Here is an 11,838-nt window from a genome sequence, read left to right as displayed (position 1 = left end):
TTAAACACCAATTAATATACGTAAAAACTGCAGCGCAATAATGACAACCAGAACCGATAAATCTAGCCCACCAATTGGCGGAATAACTTTACGGACAGGCGCCAGCAGAGGCTCTGTAATTTGATGCAGCATAGCTTCTATTGGGTTATAACCCTGTGAGAACCAACTGAGTATGGCGCGGATGATCAATACCCAGAATAACATCGACAGCAGGCTACTGACGGCGGTCAATATACCTTGAATGACAATGACCAAAGGTCCAACGGCTAAACCATTAAGCCAAACTAAAGCAGCTACTTTTAGCATGCCTAATGCTAATGCAAATATTAAGCTGGCCGTATCCAGTTTGCCGACCATAGGCATGAAACTTCGAAGCGGCCCGACAACTGGCTGGGTAGCTTTATAAACAAACTGACTCACCGGATTGTAAAAGTCGGCTTGTGTTAACTGCATCCAGAGTCGCAACAGAACAATAATCAGGTACAGATCAATGAGAGTTGCGACTAAAAATGTAAGAGCGTTATTCATAATGACTCCTAAAAGAGTTTCGCCATTTCCTGATTACGGTTAACAGCGGCTTTCACTGCTTTTTCCGAAATGCCGTGTAAATCAGAGTTTTGATACGCTTCAACACCCTTCGCTGTCGAGCCGCCTTTACTGGTCACTTGTTTACGCAAGTCTTCCAGTGATAGCTCACTTTCTTTGGCCATTTGTGCGGCACCTAAACAGGTTTGCTGGACCATCGCGCGGGCTTTCTCAGCATCAAAACCAAGCTCGGTTGCGGCTTTCGCGAGGCTGTCCATGAACTCGAAAAAGTAAGCCGGTCCGCTGCCGGCAACGGCACCGAGAATATCGAGCTGATCTTCGTCACTGACCCAAAGGGTTTCGCCAACACCATTGAAGGCTTCAGTCACAAAACTTCTGTCTGCTTCGTCAACGGAGTCGTCAGTGACTAAACCCGACATGCCCTGGCCAACCAATGACGGTGTGTTCGGCATCACCCGGATAATACGGATGTTTTCGCCTAAATACTCACGGTACTTAGAAATGCGAATACCGGCAGCAATGGTGATAATCAGTTTATCACTCAAATTGGCAACGTTTTCACGTAAGTGAGCGCAAACTTCTGCCATTAACTGAGGCTTAACCGACAGTACGATGGCATCTGCGTTGTTTACCACTTCGAGGTTGTCATTGCTGGTATTGACACCCAGCTCGGATTTCATTTTCTCTAATTTAGCATCGCTGGGGTTACTGACCCAGACTTTGTCAGCGGGGTAACCGCTTTTGCACATGCCACCGACAATGCTTTGTGTCATGTTACCTGCGCCGATAAAGGCAATATTGCGAATGTCGTTCATTAGGACTCCCGTTCTCCAAAAATTGCTGTTCCAATACGTACCATGTTAGCACCCTCAAGCACTGCTTGTCGCATATCAGCTGACATCCCCATGGATAAGGTATCAACTTGCCCACCATAGGTTTGTTGCAGTTGCTCATAAAGGCGAAACATATGCTGAAAGCTTTGCTTGCGTTGTTCTTCCGTCGTTCCTGCTTTGAGTATGGTCATTAAACCGCGTAATTTAAGTTTTGAGCAGCTCATCACATACTCAGCTAATTCCTCAACTTGCTCTGGCGCCAGACCCGACTTGTTGTCATCGTCGTCAATATTCACCTGGAGTAAAATGTTGAGTTGCTCGAGACTGTCTGGGCGCTGTTCATTCAGGCGGCGGGCTATTTTCTCGCGCTCCACGCTTTGTACCCAGTCAAAGTGCTGAGCAATATCTTTTGTCTTATTGGACTGAACCGGGCCAATAAAGTGCCACTGGACCGGGTCGGGTACCTGTTCTTTTAGTTGGGTGATTTTATCAACCGCTTCCTGAACGTAGTTTTCGCCGAAATGCATTTGTCCGGCATCCACGGCGGCTTTTATTGCTTCCGGGGGATGCTTTTTACTCACGGCAAGCAATTTGACCGACTGCCCATGTTGCGATTCTTCGGCTAAAATCTGCAATTGCTGACGTATTTCCGCAAGATTATTTGTTATCTTTTCTGATACCTTAGTTGTCATTGCCACCGTCATCTCACTGATTCAGGAATAAGAAATATGAATGTTAACGAATTACTGGCCTTTAGTCTGAAACAAAATGCCTCGGACTTACATCTGTCTTCCGGCAGTGTTCCTATGATTAGAGTGGATGGGGACATTCGGCCATTAAATCAACCCGAGCACCAGCCGGATGAGTTAAAAGAGATGCTGTTTGAGGTGATGAGCAAAAGTCAGTGGCAGGAATTTGAAGACAAGCTTGAGTGTGACTTTTCTTTTGAACTTGAGGGAGTTGCGCGCTTCAGAGCGAATGTGTTCACACAACGTAAGGGCATCGCAGCGGCTTTTCGCATGATACCTGCAGAAGTCACTACCTTAGAGCAACTGGATGCTCCGGAGATATTTAAAGATATAGTCAGTGCGAACCGAGGTTTGGTGTTGGTGACCGGGCCGACCGGGTCCGGTAAATCAACCACCTTGGCCGCCATGGTGAATTATTTAAACCAAACCCGGTCGTTGCATATTTTGACCATCGAAGACCCCATCGAATTTGTTCACGATAACCAAAAAAGTTTGGTCAGCCAACGCGAAGTACACCGGGATACGCGTAGTTTTAGTGCGGCACTTCGTTCAGCACTGCGCGAAGACCCGGACGTGATTCTGGTCGGTGAAATGCGCGATTTAGAAACCATTCGTTTAGCCATGACAGCAGCTGAAACAGGACACCTGGTTTTAGGTACTTTGCATACAACGTCTGCACCTAAAACCATTGACCGTATCATCGATGTATTTCCGGGTGATGATAAACCGATGATCCGCTCTATGCTGTCGGAATCTTTGCGTGCTGTTATCTCGCAAAGTCTGCTAAAACGTGTTGGCGGTGGGCGTGTGGCGGCGCATGAAATCATGTTGTCGTCGCCCGCTATCAAGAATTTGATCCGTGAAGATAAAGTGGCGCAAATGTACTCCTCTATTCAGACCGGGGCGGAGCGCGGAATGCAGACATTAGATCAAGCACTCAAGAAATTGGTAGCTCGTGGCGATATAGAGGTAGATGAAGCACGCCACTGCGCGGTGAATAAAGAGGATTTCTGATGCAAATAAGGAGTGTTTGGCTGTTTTTAATGCTGACCGTTGCGTTCAGTGTGTCGGCGCAGCAATCAACACGAGTGGCCTTTGGCTGTTGCATGGACCATACCAGCCGGCAGGAAGTCTGGGATGCCGTTAACCATGCTCAGCCGGAGGTTTTTGTCTTTCTGGGAGACTCGGTTGATGTCAATGCCGATGATATGGATGACTTACTGGAAGCCTACGAGGTTTTTAACCGTTACCGGGGGCCGAGGGTTTTACGCCGCAATTCTGCAGTAATGTCTGTGTGGAATCGCAACGACTACAGCCTGGACGGCAACAGTGGCAAGAATAACCCGAATCGCTATGCAGTCCGGAACCACTTTTTGACCTTTTGGCGCGAGCCCGCAACCTCGGAACGACTTTTTCAGAAGCATGGCATTGCCAAGAGTGTTATTTTTGGAAGTAAGCCACAGCGAGTACAAGTTATTGTGTTAGATGGCCGCTGGAATAGAGACCCACTCAGTACGGTGGGATGGATGGAGCGTCAAACTCGTCGTTTTAATGCTGACTTAGGACCTTATCAGTCCAATAATACCGGTGCCTTACTGGGAGAAGAACAATGGCAATGGCTTGCTGAACAGTTACAAAAGCCAGCTGAGGTTCGTATTATTATGAGTGCGACACCGGTGCTGGCTCCTGCTAACGGTTATGATAGCTGGGCGCTTTATCAACGAGAACAAAAACGCTTAAAGGAACTGCTCGCAAAGCTGAAACCTTCCGGTTTATTGCTGGCTAGCGGCGACCGGTTCTTTGGTGAGTTTGCAAAGTCTGATGAATTCCTGTCTTATCCACTCTGGCAAGTGACCCCGGGGACCATTAACTTTGATGGTGACACGGCCTACCAATCCATTTACCGCGACGGTGAAGCTTTTACTGAAAGCCGTTATGGCCAAATTGAGGTGATATGGAAAGAGCAGCCGGAACTGGTATTAACACTCAGAGATGTTGATGGCCGGCCGCTCGATAGTCGTCGTCTCTCTCTTAGTCAGTTACAACCAGAGTAGGTGGCTTGCGGTGTTGGGTTGCCTGCTCATAAGCGAAAGCCGCCTCTATGAGAATGGCTTCTGAACGGGCCGTACCGAAAAAACTGATCCCAACAGGTAACGTGGGCTCATCACCTATTTGAATGTGACCCATAGGCACTGAAATGTGCGGGTATCCCGCTACAGCGGCAGGGGAGCTGGCAGAGCCTGAGAAGTTGTCGCCGTTCACATGGTCGATTTTCCAGGCGGGGCTGATTGTCGGAGCTATTAGCACATCAACATTATTTTTGCTCAGCATGGCATCAATACCCTCTTCGCCAGCCAGCTTTTTGCTATTAGCTAGCGCCAGTTGGTACGCTGCTTCATCATTCTGGGCATTGGCCATTTCAAACAGCTCCTGACCGAACAATGATAACTCCTTATCGGCTAATTCTTTATTGGCTGCTATCATGTCCCCTAAGTTGTCATAGGGCAGATTTGCGCTTTTTAGATAGGCGGCCATATCCTGCTTAAACTCGTACAAAAGTACCGTGAATTCGTCGCCGCCGTACTCTCCATAGGTGGACATCTGAACATCAACCACTTCCGCCCCCTGAGCTTCCAGAATACTGATTTGCTGCTCAAACTGTTCGTCCAGTAATTCGTTGTAACCCATTAAGTTGCGCACCACGCCAATACGTTTTCCCTCCAGCCCATCGGCTTTTAGATGAGAAGCGAAGGTTGTTTCAGTGCGGTAGCCTGCCGGGTCTTCTGAATCATAAGCTTGCATGGCATCCAATAATAAAGTCGCTCCGGTTACACTGCGAGCCATTGGGCCGGCGGTATCCTGGCTGTGAGAGATAGGAATGATTCCGTCACGACTGACAAGCCCGACGGTGGGCTTGATTGTCACCACACCGTTTACTGCAGCCGGGCAGGTTAACGAACCATCGGTTTCGGTACCGACAGAAAGTGTCACTAAGTCGGCAGCGACAGCCGTTGCTGAGCCTGCACTGGAGCCGCAAGTTGAGCGGGTTTGGTCATAAGGGTTGACGGCTTGTCCACCGATAGCGCTCCAGCCGGAGCTTGAACGAGTTGAACGAAAGTTAGCCCATTCGCTTAAGTTGGCTTTGCCGAGAATAATGGCACCGGCGTCACGTAATTGTTTCACCAAAAACGCATCATTTTCCGGGTAGTTTTCCGCAAATAATAATGATCCTCCAGTATTCGCCATGCCGTCTGCGGTATCAATATTGTCTTTTAGCAGAACAGGAATGCCGTGTAGTGGCCCGCGAATTTTGCCCTGCTGGCGCTCAACATCAAGTCGCCTGGCATCTGCCAGAGCCTTTTCGTTAACACGGTTTACTGCGTGCAATTTAGCGCCTTGACGATTATGCGTACGGATACGTTGAAGGTAGTACTGTGTCAGTTGTTCGGCGCTGAGTTCGCCATCTATCATGGCTTGTTGAAGTTCAGTAACAGAAGCGTCCTGCCAGGAGAATCCAGGGTGCCCGGAAGGCGATGTCTGACATGCCGATAAGGTCAGAATAAACAGAAATGCAATGAGTTGTCTCATGCTATAGCCCTTGTTGTTTTTATGTTTTCATAAAGTGGCATAACTTTGGTCGTAAGGCGAGTCATGGGAATAAAAATCAGGTAAAATAGCTTCAATTGTCGGTAAATAGCAGAATTGGTTAGCATTATGCGGGTATTGGGTATTGAAACGTCTTGTGACGAAACTGGCGTTGCGGTGTATGACACCGAAAAAGGTTTATTAGCACACCAGTTGTACTCGCAGGTAAAACTGCATGCCGACTACGGTGGGGTAGTGCCTGAGTTGGCATCGCGTGACCACGTGCGTAAAACATTACCTCTCATAAAAGCGGCGTTGAAAGAAGCCGGGATAACACATCATCGGCTCGATGGTGTTGCTTACACCATGGGGCCGGGGTTAGTTGGTGCTTTGTTGGTGGGAGCCTGCATCGGTCGTAGCCTGGCCTTTGGCTGGAACTTACCGGCCGTTGGGGTTCACCATATGGAGGGCCACTTGCTGGCGCCTATGTTGGAAGAAAACCAACCAGAATTTCCTTTTGTGGCCTTGCTGGTTTCCGGCGGTCACACTCAACTGGTACAAGTAAAAGGCATAGGCGACTATCACTTACTTGGTGAGTCAGTGGATGACGCCGCGGGCGAGGCTTTTGATAAAACCGCTAAGTTGATGGGGCTGGATTATCCGGGAGGACCACGACTGGCCGCGCTGGCAGAACAGGGTAACGGTGACCGGTTTACGTTCCCCAGACCAATGACAGACAGACCGGGTCTTAATTTTTCATTCAGTGGGCTTAAGACCTTTGCAGCCAATACGCTGGCAGCAAATGAGAGTGATCAACAAACTTTGGCCGACATAGCACGGGCATTTGAAGATGCAGTCGTTGATACGCTCGTGATCAAATGTCGCCGCGCGTTAAAGGAAACCGGTTACAAGCGCCTGGTTGTTGCCGGCGGAGTCAGTGCCAATAAACATCTACGCGCCAAACTTGAAGCTTTATTACAAAAGCAAAACGGTCAGGTGTTTTATCCCCGTACAGAATTCTGCACGGATAATGGTGCTATGATTGCCTTAGCAGGCGCTCTGCGTTTACAAGCGGGGGAGCGAGAGCCACTGGCAGTGAAAACCTACCCAAGATGGCCGATGACGGATTTGAAACCGATGGTGAATATTAACGACGCCGTTTAAAGGCTTTTTCTTCGCCCGAGGACAAGCGCAGAATATTGGCCTGGTGACGCCAGAGTATCAATAGCGAAATCATAATAACCGGCACCGTGTATTGAGGTTTTATCCAATAAGCATAAAACGGTGCAAGACAAACCGTCACCAGAGCCGCCAAAGAGGATACCCGGCTAATACGAAAAACCAGTAACCAGGTCGCAATAAGTAGTAAGGCCATTTCCCAGGCAACCGGAAACATCGCACCTAAGGCGGTCGCTACAGCTTTGCCGCCACGAAAATGGAAGTAAAGCGGGAAAATGTGACCAAGACAGGCTGCGACAGCAATTAGCCCGAGGAAAAATGGCTCAATGCCTAAAAAATAAGAGCCCCACACCGGCACCATACCTTTTAAAACATCAAACCATAGAGTCATTAATGCGGGGATTTTTCCGCCCACCCGGTAAACATTGGTTGTTCCCGGATTGCCAGAGCCTTCGTTGCGGGGGTCAGGTAACCCCCAAAGCCGGCAGATAACCACAGCGCTACTGATAGAGCCCAGAAGGTAGGCTGAAAGTATCATCAGTAAAGTAAGCGCTGTCATGGGGTACGAATCCCTCGTTGGTTAAGGTAGACTGCGATTAAAAGTCAATGTCCCTAGAATAAGCGGTTTTTTGGGCAATTACCACGGGTTAACACAAATGGAACAAGCAGATATCGATGTCGTCAGTATTGAGGGTTTAACCATAGAAACCATTATTGGCGTTTACGACTGGGAAAAAGAAAAAAAACAGCAGTTGGTGCTGGACATTCAAATGAGCTGGGACAACCAACGTGCAGCGACCACCGATGATATTGACGACGCTTTAGACTACGCTCTGGTGAGTGAACGGGTTTCGGCATGGGTTGCAGAAAAACCGCGACAGTTAATTGAAACGGTTGCTGAAGGGGTGGCTACCTTAATTCTGAATGAATTTGGTGTTCAGAATGTTGAAGTGCGCGTAGCTAAGCCCGGAGCAGTGCCTAATGCAAAAAACGTTGCGGTTACGGTTCGTCGAAGCGTGTTTGACAGTCCGTTCGGTTAAGAGGATAAGTTGTGGCGCAAGTTTTTCTCGGAATAGGCTCTAATACGGATCGTGAAAAACACATTCGTGCCGGCTTAGAAGCAATTGCCAAAAGCTTTGACTGGCGTCAACGTTCGCGAATTTTCCGCAGTGAATCGGTCGGTTTTTCCGGCAGCGATTTTTACAATCTGGTGGTAGAGGTGGAAACAAGTCGCTCTGTTACCGAGGTTTTAGCCGAGTGTAAGCGCATTGAGCAACAAAACGGACGAGTGCCTGAGAGTGCCAAGTACAGTCCTCGGACGCTGGATATTGATGTGTTGCTGTATGACGATGTCATACGAGCGCAACAGCCGCAATTACCACGTGCTGAGATCCTCGAAAATGCATTTGTCCTCTGGCCGCTAGCTGAAATTGCTAGCGGGCTTTTGCATCCTGTTTTGGAAGTCAGTTATCAGCAACTGTGGGAACAGCATCAGGCGTCCAACAAGCAGGCGCCGCAGCGTTTAAAGCCTATTGAAAATACTGGCTGGCTGGAGGGTTAAACCAGCGCCTCTGCAAGTATTTTCTCGCGCTGTTCACGCAGTGCATTGCCCAGTGCTTTACCGGTGAACCCCTGCTTCTGCAAAGCCTGAGAACTAAGCGCTGACGCTTTCTCGCCAGCTAAGCGCAGTTTTTGGTGCTGCTTATCAATAGTTGTCTTTTGTTCTGACTGACTAAATTCGGCTGCTCTTAACTGAAGTAACTGCTCGAGCTTTTCCGGACGCCGCCAGTAATCAATTTGTTTTAAAGTGGCCGAAAGCGACTCTGCCTCAGGGAGCTTAGCCTGAGTTATGAAGTGTTCATTATTCCTGGCAAGGGTTGCGGCATCGCGATAGTGGTTTGGAATAGCCAACCGGCGACAAAACTGCTTGATATCATCGGGTGTCTTTTGCTCTACAAATAAACAGGCAAAGCGCAGTGCTGCTTCACCAGAAAAAGCTGAGGTTCTATGTAGCCTTTGCAATTGGCGATCAGTTGCCGTGATACCCGGTAAAACCTGTGGTAGTGCGTCAATGCTCTTGAGCAATTCCAGGAACGCGGTTGGTGTTTCGCTTAACAGCGCTTTTTCCCATTCTTTCCAGACTCTCTCGGGAACTAAGTGACTGAGCTCTTCGCTATCTGACATCTGTTGTAGTAGCTGCTGTGTTTCTGAAGCGACAGTAAATCCGAAATGAGCAAAGCGAGCAGCAAACCTTGCTACTCTCAGAACTCTTAGAGGATCCTCTGTAAAAGCTTCTGACACATGTCGCAGTTTACGGGCTTCAAGATCCTGTACACCTTTGTAAGGATCAATAAGTGTTCCGTTTTCGCTTTCTGCAATGGCATTAATGGTTAAGTCACGACGAGCAAGGTCCTGCTCAAGAGTAACCTCTGGCGAGGCATAAACGGTAAACTCTGTGTGACCTCTGCCTGACTTTCGCTCTTTACGGGCTAACGCATATTCTTCATGCGTGTCCGGATGCAAAAACACCGGGAAGTCTTTCCCTACTTGCTGAAAACCTTGGTCCAGCAGCTCTTCAGATCGGGCGCCAACGACCACCCAGTCGCGTTCATGCACGGGTAATTTAAGGAGTTTGTCGCGTACCGCGCCACCGACTAAATAGACTTCCACTGTTCACCTCAACTTTGTTTGGCATGATCATGTCGAATCACTGGTCGATGTGCAAGCAAGTCGTTACACTGTTGGACAAATAATAACATCAGCACAGTAGCGGACCGATATGTATCAAAACTATTTTGGTCTTCAGGCAGAGCCTTTTTCTATTGCCCCGGACCCAAACTACCTTTACCTGAGTGAACGGCACCAGGAAGCGTTAGCGCACCTCACGCAAGGGCTACAGGGCAGCGGTGGTTTTATTTTACTGACCGGTGAAGTGGGCACGGGAAAAACCACGGTGTCGCGGGCGCTGCTGGAACAATTACCAGAGTCGACTGAAACCGCCTTTATTTTGAATCCGATGCTGAATGAGGACGAACTGCTTGCCAGTTTGTGCGATGAATTTGGTATCCGTTATCAAAAACGATCCGCTACTCGTAAAACCTTGACTGATAAACTCAGCCAGTTCTTTCTGAAAGCCAATGATGATGGCCGCCAGTGTGTGGTGCTTATTGACGAGGCTCAGCATCTGCGCCCGCAGGTTCTTGAACAGCTAAGGTTACTCACCAATTTAGAAACTCATGACCGAAAGTTATTGCGAGTGATTTTAATTGGTCAGCCAGAGCTTCAGGATTTATTGCGCAGGCAGGAATTGCGTCAGCTGGCACAGCGCATTACCGCCAGGTATCATATTTTGCCGCTGACAGAAGCCGATACTCAACGTTATATCGCATATCGACTTCAGGTGGCAGGAGCGAATCGGCCACTTTTCAGTGCAGCTGCGGCGCGTAAAGCACATCAACTGACTCAGGGGATTCCCCGTTTATTAAACCTGTATTGCGACCGGGCACTGCTGTCGGCCTATACGGAATCAAGTGCAGAAGTTTTACCTAGACACCTACAACAAGCACATGCCGAGCTCAATGGTCCGGCCGACAGAAGAAGCGGTGTTAAGCACCCGTCACCCTTCTGGCGTTGGGCCGGTGCATTTATCTTATTAGTGGCCAGTGCTATAGGAAGCTATAGCCTGGTCAGAGAAACGGCCCCTGAGCCGGACACGACAACCACCATGCAGTATAAGGCAGCGCAAGAGCTGGCCAGTGTATGGGGTTTACCGGAGCCTCCGCTAGACACCGACTTTTGCAAGTGGGTAAAGCAATATGATCTTGCTTGTCTGGAGTTGAGTCAAAGCTTACAACAGTTGCGCAGTATCAACTATCCGGCGTTACTTTATAAGCGCGATAAAATGGCGGATCTGGTTACCGATGGTACGGCAATAGACACCAACGGCTGGAATGGTGCCTTTTTAATTTTGTACCAGACACCACAGACCGACAGTCCAGATGAAAAAGAACAGTGGGTACGTGAACAAGTGCGCGAACATGTAAGTTCAGAATGGCAAAAAAAGTCATCTGAGGAGCAGTTTAAAGCGTTGCAAAAGAGCCAGGGACTTCGTGTGACCGGCAAGTTGGATGAAGCAACGATGGCATGGCTGGCCTCAAGAGCTTCAGATTTTGGGCCCAGATTGAATAAAAGAGCGAGTAAAGAGAGTTAGTCATGTCCTCCTTATTAAAAGCATTAAAGCAACAGCAGTCGCCGCTATTAAAGCAACGGTCAATATTAGACGCTTCTTTAATGGCCACCGATAACCGTACCCGAGGTTGGGCGTGGCTAATATGGCCCGCAATCATTGTTGTAGGAGGAGTGCTGGGGGCAGGAGCCGCTCAGTGGCTCGCGAAAGAACCAGAGCCTGAAACTGTTGCGGCGGAGCGCTTTAGTTGGGGGGAAACCGAAACCGTTGAAGCGATAAGCTGGGATGCTGAACCGCAAGAAGAAACAGTAGAGGTTGCTAAGAGCTCAGACTTGCCAGAGCCAACTTCCACGGACGCGGCTCAACCGGAACAAACAGAACCACAGCGCGAAGCTCTTGACTTGTCTGCCGTCTCTCCCGACTTGTTACAGCGTTTTGAAGCCGCAGTAAATGATACCGGCAGTAACAATAATGATGAGGCCGATACCAGCGTTATTCCGCCATTAGGTGAGCTTTCGCGTTCATTTCAGCGACAGGTGCCTGCCTTTAGCTACGATAGCCATATGTATCGTTCCAGTGCGTCCCAGCGATGGATTGAACTCAATGGCCAGCGACTATACGAGGGCGATGCGCTGAATCAATTGACTATTCTGAGAATAGAGCCGCAGAAAGTGGTGTTGGTGATGGATTCACAAGCATTCTCACAAGCCGCTTTAGAAGACTGGCAACCTTAGAAATTATTGACATCCCGCAAAGGGAT

General features: G+C 48.8%; 13 protein-coding genes. 7 read left to right on the top strand and 6 right to left on the bottom strand.

The genetic code is table 11. From position 1 onward, the window contains the following. From CWI78_RS11865 to CWI78_RS11855, 3 genes are read right to left on the bottom strand one after another with little or no spacing between them, the layout of a single operon-like run. Positions 1–528 carry a YggT family protein gene (locus CWI78_RS11865; RefSeq protein ID WP_126783008.1) on the bottom strand — a complete coding sequence of 176 codons (528 nt, stop codon included), beginning with the start codon at positions 526–528 and terminating at the stop codon, positions 1–3. 8 nt (positions 529–536) lie between these two features. Continuing rightward, complete coding sequence (gene proC / locus CWI78_RS11860; RefSeq protein WP_126783007.1) at positions 537–1,361, bottom strand: pyrroline-5-carboxylate reductase; 825 nt, start codon at positions 1,359–1,361, stop codon at positions 537–539. Further along, positions 1,361–2,071, bottom strand: a complete 711-nt coding sequence (locus CWI78_RS11855) for a YggS family pyridoxal phosphate-dependent enzyme (RefSeq protein WP_126783006.1) — start codon at positions 2,069–2,071, stop codon at positions 1,361–1,363. Before CWI78_RS11855 ends, proC begins: the two co-directional genes overlap by 1 nt. A 36-nt stretch (positions 2,072–2,107) precedes the next feature. On the opposite strand from CWI78_RS11855, the gene CWI78_RS11850 reads away from it, so the two are divergent. Beyond that, a complete protein-coding gene (locus CWI78_RS11850) occupies positions 2,108–3,142 on the top strand; it encodes a type IV pilus twitching motility protein PilT (protein WP_126783005.1) in 1,035 nt (344 codons plus the stop codon). Further along, the gene (locus CWI78_RS11845) at positions 3,142–4,182 is read left to right on the top strand and encodes a metallophosphoesterase family protein (protein WP_126783004.1); all 1,041 of its coding nucleotides are present in this window, start codon (positions 3,142–3,144) and stop codon (positions 4,180–4,182) included. The genes CWI78_RS11850 and CWI78_RS11845 overlap by 1 nt, the downstream gene beginning before the upstream one ends. Here the strand turns inward: CWI78_RS11845 and CWI78_RS11840 are convergent. Beyond that, complete coding sequence (locus CWI78_RS11840) at positions 4,160–5,716, bottom strand: amidase (RefSeq protein ID WP_126783003.1); 1,557 nt, start codon at positions 5,714–5,716, stop codon at positions 4,160–4,162. The genes CWI78_RS11845 and CWI78_RS11840 overlap by 23 nt on opposite strands. Before the next feature lie 126 nt (positions 5,717–5,842). Between CWI78_RS11840 and tsaD the strand changes: the two genes are divergently transcribed. Beyond that, on the top strand, positions 5,843–6,877 hold the full coding sequence (gene tsaD / locus CWI78_RS11835) for a tRNA (adenosine(37)-N6)-threonylcarbamoyltransferase complex transferase subunit TsaD (RefSeq protein WP_126783002.1): 1,035 nt from the start codon (positions 5,843–5,845) through the stop codon (positions 6,875–6,877). On the opposite strand, the gene plsY is transcribed toward tsaD, so the two are convergent. Further along, on the bottom strand, positions 6,861–7,451 hold the full coding sequence (gene plsY / locus CWI78_RS11830; RefSeq protein ID WP_126783001.1) for a glycerol-3-phosphate 1-O-acyltransferase PlsY: 591 nt from the start codon (positions 7,449–7,451) through the stop codon (positions 6,861–6,863). The genes tsaD and plsY overlap by 17 nt on opposite strands. A gap of 97 nt (positions 7,452–7,548) precedes the next feature. Between plsY and folB the strand changes: the two genes are divergently transcribed. Both folB and folK read left to right on the top strand, forming a co-directional pair. Continuing rightward, positions 7,549–7,932, top strand: coding sequence for a dihydroneopterin aldolase (gene folB / locus CWI78_RS11825; protein WP_126783000.1), 384 nt, complete (start codon positions 7,549–7,551; stop codon positions 7,930–7,932). Between the two features lie 11 nt (positions 7,933–7,943). Next, a complete protein-coding gene (folK, locus tag CWI78_RS11820) occupies positions 7,944–8,453 on the top strand; it encodes a 2-amino-4-hydroxy-6-hydroxymethyldihydropteridine diphosphokinase (protein WP_126782999.1) in 510 nt (169 codons plus the stop codon). On the opposite strand, the gene CWI78_RS11815 is transcribed toward folK, so the two are convergent. Then, positions 8,450–9,562 carry a tRNA nucleotidyltransferase/poly(A) polymerase-related protein gene (locus CWI78_RS11815; RefSeq protein WP_126782998.1) on the bottom strand — a complete coding sequence of 371 codons (1,113 nt, stop codon included), beginning with the start codon at positions 9,560–9,562 and terminating at the stop codon, positions 8,450–8,452. The genes folK and CWI78_RS11815 overlap by 4 nt on opposite strands. Before the next feature lie 109 nt (positions 9,563–9,671). Here CWI78_RS11815 and CWI78_RS11810 point away from each other — a divergent pair, with 109 nt between their 5' ends. Together CWI78_RS11810 and CWI78_RS11805 are read left to right on the top strand one after the other, a co-directional pair. Further along, the gene (locus CWI78_RS11810; protein ID WP_126782997.1) at positions 9,672–11,102 is read left to right on the top strand and encodes an ExeA family protein; all 1,431 of its coding nucleotides are present in this window, start codon (positions 9,672–9,674) and stop codon (positions 11,100–11,102) included. A 2-nt stretch (positions 11,103–11,104) separates the two neighbouring features. Further along, complete coding sequence (locus CWI78_RS11805; RefSeq protein ID WP_126782996.1) at positions 11,105–11,812, top strand: general secretion pathway protein GspB; 708 nt, start codon at positions 11,105–11,107, stop codon at positions 11,810–11,812. The last annotated feature ends 26 nt before the right edge of the window (positions 11,813–11,838 follow it).

Origin of the sequence: Idiomarina ramblicola, from assembly GCF_003987255.1 — a bacterium.
Lineage (GTDB): Bacteria > Pseudomonadota > Gammaproteobacteria > Enterobacterales > Alteromonadaceae > Idiomarina > Idiomarina ramblicola.
Note: the sequence above shows the minus strand (reverse complement) of the source record. Positions and strands in the feature narration are given on the sequence as shown.